This window comes from Mesorhizobium sp. M1409 (assembly GCF_040317535.1).
Lineage (GTDB): Bacteria > Pseudomonadota > Alphaproteobacteria > Rhizobiales > Rhizobiaceae > Mesorhizobium.
Genome location: NZ_JAMYKV010000049.1, coordinates 36808 through 52787, shown reverse-complemented (window position 1 = coordinate 52787; position 15980 = coordinate 36808). Strand labels below are relative to the sequence as shown.

The following is a 15980-nucleotide window of genomic DNA, read 5'->3' as shown; positions in this document are numbered from 1 at the left end:
GAGGCGATCGTCTATCCGTCTGTTTTGGCATGATATCTCCGCAAATCGGACGCTAAGCTGATCCTCGGTTCGGCAATCACTCCCCTGCGGCCGGCCGCAACCTCGGCGCCTATTCTGCAACGCTGGTTGTCGGCGAAACCGCCGATGACAGCGTCCCTCTCCCCGCCACTATACGGGGAGAGGATGCCGGCAGGCAGGTGAGGGGCGGCGCCGGCGCTGGGATGGAGTGCCAAATCGGGCCGAGGCGATCGTCTATCCGTCTGTTTTGGCATGATATCTCCGCAAATCGGACGCTAAGCTGATCCTCGGTTCGGCAATCACTCCCCCGCGGCCGGCTGCGACATCGGCGCGTTGAGCACGCCCGGCAGCGGCGAGTTATCGCCATCCTTCGCCGCCTTCAGCGCCAGGTGCACCAGCACGCCGAGAAAAGCGATCAGCAAAAACGCATAGAGAACAAGGTAGATGGCGAGCGTCACCGCGACATGGCTGCCGGCCACCGGGCCGACCGCGTCGGCGGTCTTCAGCACGCCGGTCACCAGCCAGGGCTGGCGGCCGATCTCGGTCGTGTACCAGCCGGCCAGCGTCGCCAGCCAGCCCGACAGCGCCATCGGCACCATCAGCAAAGCGAGCGGCTTCGGCAGCCTGTGCCGGCGCTTGAGGAAGAAGGCGGCCGACCAGGAGACGAGGAGCATCAGGATGCCGGTGCCGACCATGATGCGGAAGCCCCAGAACACCGGGAAGACCGGCGGATGGTTGCCGGGATAGTCGTTCAGCCCCGGCACCACGCCGCTGGTCGAGTGCCGCAGCACCACGCTGGCCCCGTCGGGAATGGCGATCTCGAACCTGTTTTCCTTGGCCGCCTCGTCGGGCAGCGCGAAGAGCACCAGCGGCACGTTGGGACCGGTGTTCCAGTTGGCCTCCATGGCGGCGATCTTCTGCGGCTGGTGCTCCAGCGTGTTCAGCCCGTGCTGGTCGCCGGCGAAGATCTGGATCGGGATCAGGATAGCCGCGGTGAAGACGCCGGTGCGCAGCGCCTTCCACATCGATTCCGAGCGGTCGCCGTTGAGATAGCGCAGCGCCGACAGGCCGGCAATCAGGAACGACACCGTCAGGCCGGAGGCGAGCAACATGTGGGTGAGCCGGTAGGGCATCGACGGGTTGAAGAGGATCGCCCACCAGTCGACGGCGTGTGCCACGCCGTCGCGGATCTCAAACCCGGCCGGCGTCTGCATCCAGGAATTGAGCGCGATGATCCAGAAGGCCGAGACGGTGGTGCCGCCAGCCACCAGCACCGTCGCCAGCGTGTGGATGCGGTTGGAGACGCGGCGGAAGCCGAACAGCATGATGCCGAGGAAGGCCGCCTCGAGGAAGAAGGCGGTGAGGATTTCGTAGGCCAGCAGCGGCCCGGCGATGTTGCCGACCGTTTTCATATAGCCCGGCCAGTTGGTGCCGAACTGGAAGCTCATGGTGACGCCGGTAACCACACCCATGGCGAAGGACAGCGCGAACACCTTCACCCAGGTGAAATACGCACGTATCCAGGCGGAATCGCCTGTCGCGTTGTAGCGTAGCTTGAAGAACAGCAGCACCCAGCCAAGCGCAATGGTGATCGTCGGAAACAGGATGTGGAACGAGATATTGGCGCCGAATTGCATGCGCGACAGGATGAGCGGGTCCATGGTGGGCTCCGGCTGCTTCTAGTGATTGAAGAATAGGGCGCAAGCCGGGCCTGGTCAAAGCGGCGTCCCGCCGCGAGGCGGAACGCCGCAGCGCCCTGCCAACATGACGCAGGCGTGGCGCGTGCTCGGCCTGAGCGCCCGTGACCCTGCAATCATTGTCGAGAACTGGCGGCAGCGGCATTGACTTCCGGTTGCGCACAGCGACATTCGGCCTATATCAAGGGACCTCTTTCAAGCAGCCGTTTTCAGCCATGCCTTCCATCCTGTCCATTTCCGGGGTCTCCAAGACCTACGCCACCGGCTTTACCGCGCTCAAGGAGGTCAATCTCGACATCCAGCGTGGTGAGATCTTTGCGCTGCTTGGGCCCAACGGCGCCGGCAAGACGACGCTGATCTCGATCGTTTGCGGCATCGTCAACCGCTCGTCGGGCACCGTCACCGTCGACGGTCACGACATCAACAGGGACTATCGCGCCGCGCGCAGCCTGATCGGGCTGGTGCCGCAGGAACTGACCATCGACGCCTTCGAGAGCGTCTGGGCGACGGTCAACTATAGCCGTGGCCTGTTCGGCAAGCCGGCCAACCCGGCCTTCGTCGAGAAGGTGCTGCGCGACCTGTCGCTGTGGGACAAGAAGGACGCCAAGGCGATCACGCTGTCGGGCGGCATGAAGCGCCGGCTGATGATTGCCAAGGCGCTGTCGCACGAGCCGCGCGTCCTGTTCCTCGACGAGCCGACCGCCGGCGTCGATGTCGAGCTGCGCCAGGACATGTGGGCGATGGTGCGCCGGCTGCGCGAGGACGGCGTCACCATCATCCTGACCACGCATTACATCGAGGAAGCCGAGGCGATGGCCGACCGCGTCGGCGTCATCAACCGCGGCGAGATCATCCTCGTCGAGAACAAGGCCGAACTGATGCGCAAGCTCGGCCGCAAGCGGCTGGTGCTTGAACTGCGCAATCCGCTGCCCGCAATTCCGGAGGCGTTCTCGAGCTACGCGCTGGAGCTGTCGGCCGATGGCGGGCAGCTGACCTACACCTATGACAACCAGGCCGAGCGGCCGGGCGTCGCCTCGCTCATCCGCGACCTCGAGGCCGACGGCATCCAGTTCCGCGACATCGACACGCAAAACAGCTCGCTCGAGGAGATCTTCGTCAATCTGGTGAGGAGAGAGCCATGAACCTGCGCCCGGCCATGAATCTACGTGCGGTATGGGCGATCTACCGGATGGAAATGGCGCGTGCCTTCCGCACCGTGCTGCAGAGCATCGTCTCGCCGGTCATCTCGACATCGCTGTATTTCGTCGTCTTCGGCTCGGCCATCGGCTCGCGCATCACCGAGATCGACGGCATCAGCTACGGCGCCTTCATCGTGCCGGGCCTGATCATGCTGTCGCTCTTGACGCAGTCGATCTCCAACGCCTCCTTTGCCATCTACTTCCCGAAATTCGTCGGCTCGATCTACGAATTGCTGTCGGCGCCGGTCTCCTATCTGGAGATCGTCATCGCCTATGTCGGCGGTGCCGCGACCAAGTCGATCATCCTCGGCCTGATCATCCTGGCGACAGCGTCGCTGTTCGTGCCGCTTACCATCCTGCACCCGTTCTGGATGGTCGCCTTCCTGGTGCTGACGGCGGTGACCTTCAGCCTGTTCGGCTTCATCATTGGCATCTGGGCAAAGAGTTTCGAGCAGTTGCAGCTGGTGCCGCTGCTGATCATCACGCCGCTGACCTTCCTCGGCGGCAGCTTCTATTCGATCAACATGCTGCCCGGCATCTGGCGCACGGTGACACTGTTCAATCCGGTCGTCTATTTGATCAGCGGCTTCCGCTGGAGCTTTTACGGCAAGTCCGACGTCTCGGTCGGCATCAGCCTAGGCATGACGGTCGTCTTCCTGGCCATCTGCATAACGATCGTCGCCTGGATCTTCAGGACCGGTTACCGGCTGAGGAACTGAGCGGCGAAAGTGCCTGAGCCGCAGCCAGGTCTAGATCGCCTTGACGAGCCGCAGCAACCCCAGCATCTCGACATACGTCCCCTTGCGGAAGGCGATGTAGACCGGCTCCTCGACACCGTGGAAGCGGCGCTTGAACGCCGCCTGGCCTTGCAGGTTGAACCTGCGGCGGTTGACCCAGGCAGAATCGTAGGCGCGCTGGAAGGTGTTGCGCCAGAAATCGCTTTCGGGAAATCCGCTCGGACCGATATCGACGAGCGGCGACAGGCCGAGCGTCACCACCGAGATGCCTTGCTCGCGAAAACGGTCGACGGCGAATTTGGTCAGGCCGATCTCGGCATGCGGCGAGGCATCGATATGCTTGCGCTTGAAGGCGGTGGTGTAGCCGATGACCTTGTCGTCGCGATACAATGGGTCGAAGTCGAGCAAGGCGACCAGCTCGCCATTGGGACCATGCAGGACGAAACGGCGCATATCGATGCCGAGATGGTCGGCGAACGGGCGGTTGAGAAAGCCCATTTCCCTACGCTTGACGATGCGGTCGCCGCGCCAGTTGTCGGAGAGCCGGGCGATCTCGTCGAGGTGGATCGTGCGCTTGTCCTCTTCGAACGAGAAGCCCTTCTTCAACAGCCAACGCTCGGAGTAGCGCACGGTCTCGTTGCGCTTTCCGGAAAAATCATGATCAGGCAGGGTGAGGCGCGTATCGATGCCGAGCCGATTGACCTTGTAGCCGAGTCCGGCCAGCACGCGCGCGGTCTCCTCGCCGATCTGCACGAACCACGGGCTGCCGCCGGTCTCGACGAAGCGTCTGATGTAGTCGGACCGCAGCATTGGAGCCGCCACCGGGTCGCCGAGCGCGAAATGATGCTTCATCTTGGTGCCGAAGGCGATGTAGCCGTCGGCGTCGCCGAAATAGGAAAGCTTGTTTTGAACGGCGCTGGAATAGGCTAGCGAGAAGTCACCATGGCGGCGAACCAGCGCCAGGCGCTCGACATGCGTCAGCTCCTGCCGCGCCACCTTGGGCGCGGCGCCCTCAAGGATTTTGTCGAAATAGATCCGCAAGGAGGGCATGGTCGAGATTCCGCGTGCCGCCACAGCGTCGCGCGTTCAAGACGCGCAAAGGTGCTGTAACACTTTGATTCTGCGCATGACCTTGAAAACCGAACCCTGACTCCGGGCATGCGCGTGGGGATGACAGAGACCAGCCCCCAAAGGCCTCGAATCAATCACATTGCCGCGACCTGATTACCGCTGATATCGCGCATATGCCATACAGAGCGCAATCGCGGCCCAATGGATGGCTCGAAAATCGTATGGCTGGAAAATCAGTGGCGGTTTGCTCTATGGATCCTGCACGGGATCAAACGGTTACAGCGCCCTGCGAGCTTGCTGCAATGGTCGAATGGGGATTCGAGGGTGAATGACTGATACGACAATCCGATCGGTTGCGGACCTGCCGATAACGGTCGAGCCGGCAATCGTCGTCGGCGCCGGTGTTGCCGGACTGGTCGCGGCGCATGCCTTGATGAACGCCGGCGTTCCGACGGCAATCCTGGAAAAGGAAAGCCGGCTGGCCGAACCCTGGCATCGGCGGCATCAGCAGTTGCATCTCAACACCCACCGCAATCTTTCTTCGCTGCCCGGCCTTGCCTATCCCCCCGGCACGCCTGCCTTTCCGCAAAGGACGGCCGTCATCCGCCACATGAATGATTTCAGTGGGGAGAACCGGCTGCCGGTGCAGTTTGGCGTCGCTGTCGAAGAGATCACCTTCAAGGGCGATCATTGGGCGCTGCGGACCAGCGCCGGACCGCGCCTTGCCCGCAATGTCGTCATCGCCACTGGCCGCGACAGGCTGCCGTTCATTCCCGAATGGAAAGGCATGAAGGATTTCGCCGGCCGCATCATCCATTCGGCGGATTTCGGCGACGCGCAGGGCTATGCGGGCCAAAAAGTGCTGGTCGTAGGCGCCGGCAATTCGGGTTTCGACGCGCTCAATCATCTGGCCGGCATAAACACGGCAGCCATCTGGCTGTCGGCCCGCAACGGCCCCGCTTTGCTGCCCAAGCGGGTCGGCAAGGTCGCAGTACACAGGCTTTCGCCGCTCATGGCGCGCTTGCCGTTGTGGATCGCCGATGCGGTGATGGCGGCAACGCAGCGCCTGGTTTTCGGCGACCTGACCAAATTCGGCCTGCCGCCAGCGCCCTCGGGCGGCGCCAGCCGGTTGACCTCGGACTATACCGCGATCGCCGCCGACGACGGCGCGGTCAGCGCCATCAAATCGGGCAAGATTACCGTGGTGCCAGCCATACGGGAATTCACCCGCGACGGCGTGATACTGGCCAATGGCAGTCTGGTCTATCCCGACATCGTCATTGCGGCGACAGGCTATCGCACCGGGCTGGAGCCCATGGTCGGCAAGCTCGGCGTGCTCGACGGCAAGGGCGTTCCGCTCTTCAATGGCGGCCAATCCGATCCGAAATTCCCCGGCCTGTGGTTCACCGGCATGCGGCCAAGCATTCGCGGCTGTTTCGCCAATGCCGGCATCCTGGCCAAGGCGATCGCCAAACGGATCGCAGGTTCCGCTGGCGCCTCGTCCGGTGCCTCACGCTGATTTCGGCTCGAGCCGCCGGAACCCACGACCTCCATTAGCAAGTCCCTCCGCGAGCAGGGTGAGCACCAGTTGCAAACGAGTGCCTGATATCAGACCGCGATCTTGCCGCCACCCTGTTTGGTGATGGCGACCACCGCCGGCCGCACCGGCATGTCGGGCTTGAAGTCGGGCCAGCGCGTCGACAGGTCCTCGTAGTAGGATGGGCGGCCGAACGGCTCCCAGTCCTCGCCGCCATCGCCCGGATGCTGGACGGCGACGAAGGCGGTCTGATCGTCCGGTGCGAACAGCGGACCGCACATTTCGGCGCCGATCGGCACGCGGAAGAACAGTTTCGAGGTCGCCCGCGCCGACCCTTCGGTGTCCACCGCCCACAGGCCGTCGGTGCGGCCGGTGGCTTTCGGGCCCTGGCCGTCGGTGGCCACCCACAGGCGACCGGCCGAATCGACCGCGCAATTGTCGGGCATGCCGAACCAGCCATTGGCCGTCGTCGCCGTCGAGAAGGTGGCGCCGACATCGGCCACGGTGGGATCGCCGCATTTCAGCAGCACTTCCCACTTGCCCTTGGCAGCGGCGAAATCGCCGCCATCCTCCGATATTTCGATGATGTGGCCGAAGGCGTTTTCGGCGCGCGGGTTGGCGGCATCGACCTGGTCTGCCTTGCGCTTCGAATTGTTGGTCAGCATGACATAGACCTTGCCGTTGACGGCATTGGGCTGGATGTCTTCGGGGCGGTCCATCTTGGTGGCGCCGAGCAGGTCGGCGGCGCGGCGTGTTTCGATCAGCACGTCGGCCTGGCTGGCAAAGCCGTTTTCGGTCGTCAGCGGCCCCTGGCCGAAGACGATCGGCAGCCATTCGACCGAACCGTCGTCGGCGAACTTCGCGACATGCAGCGTGCCGTCGTCGAGAAGGTCCTTGTTGGCGGCATGGTCGTTCGGATTGAACGCCGCCTTGGTGACGAATTTGTAGACATAATCGAAGCGCTCGTCGTCGCCGAGATAGAAGACGACGCGGCCGTCCTTGGCGACGATCGATTCGGCGCCCTCGTGCTTGAAGCGGCCCATGGCGGTGCGCTTCCTCGGCGTCGAGGTCGGGTCGTTGACATCGACCTCGACGATCCATCCGAAGCGGTTGGCCTCATTGGGCTCCTTGGCGAGGTCGAAACGATCGTAATGCGCGGCCCATTCATACGCGCCTTCGGGAATGCCCAGGCGCTTGTAGTTGGCGGCCTCCTTGTGGCCCTCCGGCAGGTCGCCGGAGAAATAGCCGTGGATGTTCTCCTCGGCCATCACATAGCTGCCCCAGGGCGTGACGCCGCCGGCGCAATTGTTGAGCGTGCCGAAAACCTTGGCGCCGGACGGGTCGGCATTGGTCTTGACGCGGTCGTGGCCGGCGACCGGACCGGACAACGCCATTTCGGTGTTGGAGGTGATGCGGCGGTTGAGCTTTCCGTCGCGCACCACCTGCCATTTGCCCGAGACCTTGCGGATCTCGACGATGGTGCCGCCATGGGCAGCCATCTCGACATCGACCTGCTCCTTCGAGAGCGGTGCGACTTCGGCCGACTTCTTGCCATCCTTTTCGACGATCTTGACGATGCCCGGGAACATGAGATGCGGGTTGGTGTATTCGTGGTTGACGACCAGCAGGCCATGTTCGGCCGAACCGTCGATGGCGATGTAGCCGACATAGTCGTTGTTGTAGCCGAACTGCTTCGCCTGAGCCTGCGCCGACTGTTTCGCCGGGTCGAACTCCGGCGAATCGGCAAACAGCGGATCGCCCCAGCGCAACAGCACATCGGCGTCGTAGCCGGGCGCGACATGGTGCTTGTCGTCGATGCCGGCCTCCAACTCGTCGAACGCGAAGGCCGAGCCTTCCGCAGCCCGGGCTTCGTCGGCGCTGATAAGCGCCAGTGGGCTGACGGTGGCGGCGATGGCCGAGACGGCCAGCGAGCCCTTGAGGAAGCCACGGCGCGAGAACCGCGCGGCGATGACCTCGCCCATGGTGCGGTTGTCGGTGAGGTTGGTGGCCGGGCCGTCGTTTTCCTCGAGCAGGCTGGTGCGGAATCGGGCGTCGGGGGAGCGATGTTCGGTCATTTGGGGCTTGCCTCTGGCTTTGGGGGATGGCTGGAGCGTGTTGCCTGTTTAACCCCTTATATCCGGTCGATCACATTTTCGTGACAGCTCAGGCCGCTTTCAACCGCGTTCCACGATCTCGGCAGCCGACCCCTTTCGCAACGGCGCAATGTGGGGACCAAGGTCCCCGATCAGGCCAAGCAAAGGTCCCTGTTGGCGCGGCATCGGTCGTAGGCCCCCTATGCCAAAGCCGCTATGCCGGCAATGGTCGGCCGCTTGCCAATTTCGGCATCGGCCTGATGAAGAGGAGGACCGGGATGCGCGGATCGATCCCCACCCGCTATCGCCGGCTGACTCTGAGAGCGACATCGGCATTGGCGCTGGCCGTCGTCCCCTATCAACCCGCCTTCCATGGCTCCGCTTCTGGCATCGTTGCCGCGGCCGCGCATGCCAAGGATGGCGGACATGATGGCAGCGGTGGTGGAAGCGGTGGAAGTGCCAGCGGAAACAGCGGCAATTCCGGGCCCGGCGGCGGCGGCGATGGCGCCGGCAACGACCATGGCGGAACCGACAATTCCGGATCCGACAACGGCGGAGCCGGTCATCATGTCAATGCGGCCACTGGCGACAAGGTCGAGGTGGACGGCGACAAGATCAAGGTCGAGCATCCCGATGGCACCACGGAAGAGATCGAGAATGATCGTTTCGAGATGAAGGATGCCCTCGGCCGCACGATCATCGAACGTCCGGCGACGGCGCGCGATTTCAGTCGCCTCCAGGCATTGTGAGGCAAGGCCAGCAGGCAGCGGCCCGGCTTCACAAGTCACCTCCGCCGCCCCCGGCGGAGGTGACTTGATGTCCGGCGTCTGCCGCCGCCAGGCATCGGGAAAGCCAGTTTCCCGATGGCCATCGGCGGTCGCGCCGCCGTTCATACGGCACCTATTAGCACATGTGTAGGACTTTAGTCCAACCTTGCGCTTCCAAAAGTCCTAGGAGACAACCGCAACGGTCGGAGGTCGCTTCCGGGCACCACGTCTTTCGGCGATGTTGGTTGCAACTGCAGCGTTTGAGAGTGGGCGGGCCGGGCTCAATCGACGGAGATCAGGATGCACAGATCGCTCACGACCCGTTGTTGCCGGCTTGCGCTCAAATCCGCGGCTGCGCTGGCGTTGACCATCGCTCCCTATCAGATTGCCTTCGACGGCTCCGTTCCCGGGATTTACGCCGCCAGCGCACAGGCAGAAAAGGGTGGCAATGGCGGTGGCAACAGCGGCGGTGGAAACGGCGGCAACAGCGGTGGCGGCAATGGCGGCAACAGCAGCAGCGGGAATGGCAACAGTGGCAATGCCGGCCAGTCGGGAGCCAACAGAGGTAAGAACGACAATAGCGCGAGCCATGTCAAAGAGGTCGACGTGACAGGCAACAGGATCACAGTCCGGCATCCCGACGGCATAACGGAAAAGATCGAGAATGGTCGTTTCAGGATGGAGGATGCATTCGGTCGCACGATCATCGACCGCCGGGCCACGCCGGCCGATGTCAGCCGTCTCAAGACCTTGTGAAGCTAGCCAACAGGCAACGGCCGGCTTCGCATGTCACCTCCGCCGCCCCCGGCGGAGGTGACCTCGTTTTGCGGCTTAAGACTGGTTCCTGTCGCGGTCGCGCGCCTCACGCATCATCAAAGCTGCTTCGGTGCGGTTTCGCACATTGAGTTTCGACAGCACGCCGGTCATGTGATGCTTGACGGTCTTCTCCTGAAGTTCCAGCCGCAAGGCGACTTCCTTGTTGCTCAGCCCCTCCGCCACCAGCCGCAGGATTTCCGTCTGCCGCTCGGTGAGTTGCCGCAGCCGGTCCGCTATGCCGTTGGTCGGCTGCTGGGACTGGAGATCCGAAAGCAGTCGGGCCGACAGCGTCGGCGAAAGATAGCTTTCGCCGGCCGCCACATTGCGCAGGATGTCGGCAAGCGCGCGCGATCCGATACCTTTGAGGACATAGCCGCACACCCCTGCGTTCAGGGCCATGGTCACATCGGCATTGGCCTCCGAAACGGTCAGCATGACGATCTTTTGGGCGGGATGGCCGGCGAGGATGCTTGCGACCGCGGCCAGACCGCCGCCCGGCATTGAAATGTCGAGCAGCAATATGTCGGGCCGAACCGTCGCGGCGATGCGTTCGGCATCCTGCGCCGTGGCACCCTCGCCAGCCACCTCGAAGCCTCCGATCTCCGACAGGCTGCGCGTCACACCTTCGCGAAAGAGGGGATGATCGTCGATAATGGCGATGCGAATGGCGCCAGTCATGCTTGCTCCTCGACCGATAGACGGATTACCAATCGCGTGCCGTGCGGCCCGGTCAAGGTTTCAAACTGGCCGCCAATGCTTTCGACCCGCTCTCTGAGACCGGCGAGCCCGAGGCCCTCGTCCCGTGCGGGATCGAAGCCTGGCCCGGCATCCGATACTTCAACGAAAAGCCTGCCACCCTTCATCCCGGCACTCACCGCCTGATCCTTGCCTCGCGCGTGGCGATAGGCGTTGTTCAGCCCTTCCTGCACGAACCGATAGATGCTGATCTTCTCCGAGGCGCCAGGTTCTGGCAACTGCCCGGCCAGCGTGAGGGTTACGGACGTTCCCGTCCGCAGCTGGTGTTCGTTGACGGCCAGCCGAAGAATGTCGCTTGCGGCAGCCGTCTCGATCTGCGGCAGGACCAGGCCGGTGCAGATACCGCGTATTTCGCGCAGCGCATCCTCCAGTGTCTTGCGGATCATCGCGACCTCGGTCGAGCGGCTTTCACCCGAATGGCCATCGCCGGAAAACACCGGACTGTCCATGCGCAGCGCCGCCAGCGCCACGAGTTGCGCCGGACCGTCATGGAGATCGGCGCCGATGCGTCGCAAATATCTTTCGTTGAGCGCGGTGGCGCGACGGGACGCCCTCTGCACGCGCAGTCGCAAGGCGCTGTTCTGCGTCACCAGACCCTGCAGCTCCGACACCTGGCGGCGCAGCGCCCCGCGCTGATCGTCGATGGTGCGGCTGCCGCGCAGGACGATGCCCGACAGGAGCAGGAAGGCCGCCAGCGTCGCGCCGGCCACGACCAGCCAGCTTGACCACAGAGCGGAAGCCAGCGTGGCTTTGAAGTCGTCGGCGATCTCATAGAATTCGGTGACGGCCACCACCTCGCCGGACCACGGCTCGCGCACGGGATTGTAGATCTCCAGCAATGGCAGGCCGGAAGCCCTCTCCTCACCTTCATCGTCATCGAACGTATTGAATTCGGCGACGACACTGCCCCCGAAGGCGGAACGCAGGTTGTCGCTCGGATCGAAGCGGCGGCCGATCTGCGCCGTCTCCTTCGCATAGAGAATCGTGCCGTCGCGGGTCCAGAGCTTGAACGATACGAGGCGCTTGCCGAGCGCGCCCTGGCCAAGCGTCTCGTCGAGCGCCTGCTTGACGGAGTCGCTGAGCTCATGCTGCTTGCGCAAATCGGGAAGCAGGGGCGCGATCACGCTGTCGACATACAGCGCCGTCGTGGCGGCCGAATTGCGGATGACGCCATCCCGGATCTGACCCGTCACCCAGGCGCCCACCACCAGCATGACCGCGAGCAGGCCAAAGCCGCCGGCAACGACGAATTGCAGAGCAAGGGAAAGCTCGCTCCAGCGCCGCGCCAAGTTTTGAAAAATACGAATCATGATCCCCTGACCGCCCTTCAATCGATAGGTTGGGCGATTTCAGCACATTGAGCTTCCGTCTTGCCGTTGCCAAGACCTTACGTTTGGTCGGGGTCGCTTGACGTCCCGGCGCGCTTCGGAAACAACGTCCGCGACACACGCGGCGGAAGCCGTTCGAGAGAGGATGAAACGTTGAGTTTTTCGGGATTGCTGCAGCTCGGCTTTTCGACTGTCATTTTCCTGCTGGCGGCCACCGCGGCCAAGCAATGGGGCCTGGCGCCGAGCCTTGGCAAGATCCTGCTGACGCTGGCGCTCTATTCCTTGGGCAATCTGATCATGCTGCGGCTGATCCGCGAATTCGGCATGTCGGTGTCGTTCAGCCTGTCGGCGGTCATCCAGCTGGTCTCGGTGAATGCCGTGGCACTCGTCTTCTTCGGCGAGCGCGTCAACGCGTTGCAGGCGACCGGCATCATGCTGGCAATCGCCGCGGTGGCGCTGATCACGCTCGGGCCCTATCTGCAAGGTCGGTTGTAACAGGCGAGTTGCCGATGAAGAACGCCGCGAACACACTGCTTAACCGGATCGAATTCCCGGTGCTGCTGGCCGGCCTTGCCATCGCCGCCGGCCTGTGGGGCTTCGAGGAGTTGATGGAGGTGGCGCGGGCCACCACGCCGCACGCTTTCGACACCGAAATCATGCTCGCCTTCCGCAAGGCGGGTCAGCCCGACAGCCCGATCGGCCCGCCCTGGCTGGAAGGGGCGATGCGCGATATCACCAGCTTGGGCAGCGGCAGCGTGCTGGTGCTGATCGTAACGGCGGTAATCCTTTATCTCTTGCTTATCCGCAGGCCGGCGACCGCCCTTTTTATCTTCGTGGCGGTGGCCGGTGGTCAGGTCCTGTCGAGCCTCCTGAAAGCCGGGATCGATCGGCCGCGCCCCGAACTCGTCTCGCATCTCGTCAACGAAACAACGCTGTCTTTTCCGAGCGGCCACGCCATGCTGTCGGCGGTGACCTATCTGACGCTCGGCGCGCTGGCCGCGCGCTTCCTACCCGGGCGAACGACGAAGATCTATGTGCTGTCGCTGGCGGTGCTGACGACGCTGCTGGTCGGCATCAGCCGCATCTACCTTGGTGTGCACTGGCCGTCGGATGTGCTGGCCGGCTGGTGCGCCGGCTTCATCTGGGCGATGCTGTGCTGGCTCACTGCCCGAGCGTGGCAGCGATGGCGCGGGCAGCGCCCGAACGGCGACAGCGAGACTGGAGATTAGATCAGCCGGTTGATCAGCCCATGCCCGCAACCCGCCAACAGGAAAACCGCGGACAGCAAGGCTGCCGATGTCACGAAGGTCTTGAAAACAGTCAACGCGTTACCTCCCACGCCAGATGGGACACCCTAGCTCGCAATCCTCGGGAAGTATCTGAAAAAATGGCTGGTCAGGCGACGAAGCTTATGTCCCAGACGTTCATATTGATGCTTGAAACATCATAATGATGGTATTATACATTATTTCTGCAGACTCAGACGGGGATTCCGGCCGATGATCACTGCCGCGCAGATGCGCGCCGCAAGGGCGCTGGCCGGCATCGATCAGAAGACGCTCGCCGAGCGTGCCGGCGTTTCGCTTCCAACGATACAACGCATGGAGGCGAGCGATGGCGTGGTCAGGGGCGTGGTCGACACGCTGATGAAGGTCATCCAGGCTCTCGACGAGGCCGGGGTGGAGTTGATCGGCGAGAACCAGACCAGCGAGCGCGGCGGCCGGGGCGTGCGCCTCAGGCCTGTCGTGCCGCCAGATCCCAAGGCTGAGCCGGCATAAAGTCGCGACGGCGACCGCCGACAGTCCTGCCGACGATCCCGCCGCCTTCAGGGTGCGGAAGGCAGTTCATGGATCAGACGCAGCGGGCGGTGCATCAAACGGCCCATAAGTCGGCCCACAAATCGGCAAAGCCGACATTTTCCGAACTGTTCACACCAAAGCTGGTGACGGTCTGGCGCGAGGGCTACACGCTCGCAAACTTCAAGGCCGACGCCATCGCCGGGCTGACGGTCGCCATCGTCGCGCTGCCATTGTCGATGGCGATCGCGATCGCCTCGGGCGTGACTCCGGAGCGCGGCCTCTACACCTCGATCATTGGCGGATTCATCATTTCGGCGCTCGGCGGCAGCCGCTTCCAGATCGGCGGTCCGGCCGGTGCCTTCATCGTGCTGGTGGCCGCGACGGTTGCCCGGGTCGGTATCGATGGCCTGCTGCTGGCAACGATGATGGCAGGCGTCTTCCTGCTCGCCATCGGCTATCTCCGGCTCGGCACCTACATCAAGTTCATTCCCTATCCGGTGACGGTCGGCTTCACCGCCGGCATCGCCGTCATCATCTTTTCAGGACAGATCGTCGAATTGTTCGGGCTGAAGCTTGCCGGCAGGGAGCCGGGACCGCTGGTGCCGAAGTTGATCGCGGTCGGTGAGGCGGCCGGCACCATCAACCCCGCGGCGACCTTCGTGGCGGTGTTGACCATCGTCACCATAGCCGGCCTGAGGCGCTGGCGGCCGACTTGGCCCGCCATGCTCATTGCCATCGGGCTGGCATCGCTGGCCGTGGCGCTTCTTTCACTGCCTGCCGAAACGATCGGCACCCGCTTTGGCGGTATTCCACGCAGTCTGCAGATGCCTGCCTTGCCGCCGATCAGCCTGGACAGGATGGTCGCCGTGCTGCCGGATGCCATAGCCTTTGCCCTGCTCGGCGCGATCGAATCGCTGCTGTCGGCGGTGGTCGCCGATGGGATGACGGGCCGGCGGCATCGTTCCAACTGTGAACTGGTGGCGCAAGGCTTTGCCAACATCGCGTCCGCCCTGTTCGGCGGCATCTGCGCCACCGGCACCATCGCTCGCACGGCGACCAATGTGCGGGCCGGCGCCCACGGACCGATTTCGGGCGTGGTCCACTCGGCCATCCTGCTGGCGCTGATGCTGGTGGCCGCGCCGCTCGCCAGCTACATCCCGCTCGCCGCTCTTGCCGGCGTGCTGGCGGTCGTGTGCTGGAACATGTTCGAGAAACAGGCCTTCGCCACGCTGTTGCGCGCTTCTCGCGGCGACGCGCTGGTGCTGATGGCGACCTTCCTGCTCGTCATCTTCCGCGATCTCACCGAAGGGATCGTCGTCGGCTTCGTGCTGGGATCGATCCTGTTCATCGACCGCATGGCCAAGAGCATTGCGGTCGAGGCCGATCAGCCGCTGGTGCGGGAGGACGAGGCCGACAGCACCAGCGTCTACGATTCCAGCGAGGCGACCGACGCCGACACCGTCGTCTACCGCATCTCGGGCGCCTTCTTCTTCGGCGCCGCGTCGACCGTCGGCACCGTGCTCGACCGCATCGCCGACCAGCGCAAGAACTTCATCCTCGACTGCTCGGCCGTGCCATTCTTCGATTCGACGGCGGCCAATGTCATCGAGGGCGCCGCGCACAAGGCCAAGCGCGCCGGTGTCCGCTTCATCATATCGGGTGCCGCGCCGCAGATCCGGCGCATGCTGATCAACCACGGCGTCAAGCGTCCGCTGGTGACCTATGCCGCTTCGATCCGGGACGCTCGGGCGCAGCTGAAAGGAAAGCTGGAGGCGGAGTAGGCAACCAGGATTTGCTGGCCGGTGGCCGCTTTGTGCAAGGTGTCCGCCGGTTGAACGCCAACTTTTGATCCTGAGTTGACTCACGCAAGGCGCGACGTGAGCGACCGCTTTGCGCCTGATGGCGGCCATTCAGGGCGCCTTTGGCGCTTCCTGAAAGCCGACTTCCCAAACGACCACGCTGGCCGACATGTTTGGCAAGGCCGGTGCTGGCGGTTAGCTACTATCTACTATAGAGGCGCTCGAGACAGCGCGAGGGCGACCCGCAGATGATTTTTCCGTGCTATGATGGTGTTGCGACGCTTAATCGACCTCTGCAATGGCAGAGGCCGAAAGCTATTTTGCCTGGCGCAGGAAGTTATGCGCCCAAGCACGGGCTCAACT

The 15980-nt window shown here is 63.6% G+C and carries 14 protein-coding genes; 9 read left to right on the top strand and 5 right to left on the bottom strand.

Features of this window, described 5'->3' with window-relative positions:
* Positions 1 to 317: 317 nt before the first annotated feature.
* A complete protein-coding gene (locus NKG99_RS28570; protein ID WP_352872453.1) occupies positions 318 to 1679 on the bottom strand; it encodes a cytochrome ubiquinol oxidase subunit I in 1362 nt (453 codons plus the stop codon).
* Positions 1680 to 1930: 251 nt separating this feature from the next.
* Here NKG99_RS28570 and NKG99_RS28565 point away from each other — a divergent pair, with 251 nt between their 5' ends.
* Together NKG99_RS28565 and NKG99_RS28560 are read left to right on the top strand one after the other, a co-directional pair.
* Positions 1931 to 2857 (top strand): ABC transporter ATP-binding protein, encoded by a 927-nt coding sequence (locus NKG99_RS28565; RefSeq protein ID WP_352872451.1) that lies wholly within the window; start codon positions 1931 to 1933, stop codon positions 2855 to 2857.
* 14 nt (positions 2858 to 2871) lie between these two features.
* Positions 2872 to 3633 (top strand): ABC transporter permease, encoded by a 762-nt coding sequence (locus NKG99_RS28560; RefSeq protein WP_352872455.1) that lies wholly within the window; start codon positions 2872 to 2874, stop codon positions 3631 to 3633.
* A 30-nt stretch (positions 3634 to 3663) separates the two neighbouring features.
* On the opposite strand, the gene NKG99_RS28555 is transcribed toward NKG99_RS28560, so the two are convergent.
* Positions 3664 to 4701, bottom strand: coding sequence for a phosphatidylglycerol lysyltransferase domain-containing protein (locus NKG99_RS28555; protein WP_352872449.1), 1038 nt, complete (start codon positions 4699 to 4701; stop codon positions 3664 to 3666).
* A gap of 349 nt (positions 4702 to 5050) precedes the next feature.
* On the opposite strand from NKG99_RS28555, the gene NKG99_RS28550 reads away from it, so the two are divergent.
* A complete protein-coding gene (locus NKG99_RS28550; protein ID WP_352872447.1) occupies positions 5051 to 6241 on the top strand; it encodes a flavin-containing monooxygenase in 1191 nt (396 codons plus the stop codon).
* 89 nt (positions 6242 to 6330) lie between these two features.
* On the opposite strand, the gene NKG99_RS28545 is transcribed toward NKG99_RS28550, so the two are convergent.
* Positions 6331 to 8334 (bottom strand): PhoX family protein, encoded by a 2004-nt coding sequence (locus tag NKG99_RS28545; protein WP_352872445.1) that lies wholly within the window; start codon positions 8332 to 8334, stop codon positions 6331 to 6333.
* Between the two features lie 296 nt (positions 8335 to 8630).
* Here NKG99_RS28545 and NKG99_RS28540 point away from each other — a divergent pair, with 296 nt between their 5' ends.
* Together NKG99_RS28540 and NKG99_RS28535 are read left to right on the top strand one after the other, a co-directional pair.
* Positions 8631 to 9101, top strand: a complete 471-nt coding sequence (locus tag NKG99_RS28540) for a hypothetical protein (protein WP_352872443.1) — start codon at positions 8631 to 8633, stop codon at positions 9099 to 9101.
* A gap of 381 nt (positions 9102 to 9482) precedes the next feature.
* Positions 9483 to 9875 carry a hypothetical protein gene (locus tag NKG99_RS28535; protein WP_502911028.1) on the top strand — a complete coding sequence of 131 codons (393 nt, stop codon included), beginning with the start codon at positions 9483 to 9485 and terminating at the stop codon, positions 9873 to 9875.
* Positions 9876 to 9950: 75 nt separating this feature from the next.
* Here the strand turns inward: NKG99_RS28535 and NKG99_RS28530 are convergent, their stop codons facing one another.
* On the bottom strand, positions 9951 to 10613 hold the full coding sequence (locus NKG99_RS28530; RefSeq protein WP_352872440.1) for a LuxR C-terminal-related transcriptional regulator: 663 nt from the start codon (positions 10611 to 10613) through the stop codon (positions 9951 to 9953).
* A complete protein-coding gene (locus NKG99_RS28525; RefSeq protein WP_352872438.1) occupies positions 10610 to 12001 on the bottom strand; it encodes a sensor histidine kinase in 1392 nt (463 codons plus the stop codon). Before NKG99_RS28525 ends, NKG99_RS28530 begins: the two co-directional genes overlap by 4 nt.
* Positions 12002 to 12172: 171 nt before the next feature.
* On the opposite strand from NKG99_RS28525, the gene NKG99_RS28520 reads away from it, so the two are divergent.
* The 4 genes from NKG99_RS28520 (at position 12173) to NKG99_RS28505 (ending at position 15599) form a co-directional block, all read left to right on the top strand.
* A complete protein-coding gene (locus NKG99_RS28520; protein ID WP_352872436.1) occupies positions 12173 to 12514 on the top strand; it encodes a hypothetical protein in 342 nt (113 codons plus the stop codon).
* 14 nt (positions 12515 to 12528) lie between these two features.
* Entirely contained in the window at positions 12529 to 13248 is a 720-nt protein-coding gene (locus NKG99_RS28515) for a phosphatase PAP2 family protein (protein ID WP_352872435.1), read from the top strand.
* A gap of 270 nt (positions 13249 to 13518) precedes the next feature.
* Complete coding sequence (locus NKG99_RS28510; protein ID WP_352872434.1) at positions 13519 to 13797, top strand: helix-turn-helix domain-containing protein; 279 nt, start codon at positions 13519 to 13521, stop codon at positions 13795 to 13797.
* A 68-nt stretch (positions 13798 to 13865) separates the two neighbouring features.
* Positions 13866 to 15599, top strand: coding sequence for a SulP family inorganic anion transporter (locus NKG99_RS28505; RefSeq protein ID WP_352872432.1), 1734 nt, complete (start codon positions 13866 to 13868; stop codon positions 15597 to 15599).
* The last annotated feature ends 381 nt before the right edge of the window (positions 15600 to 15980 follow it).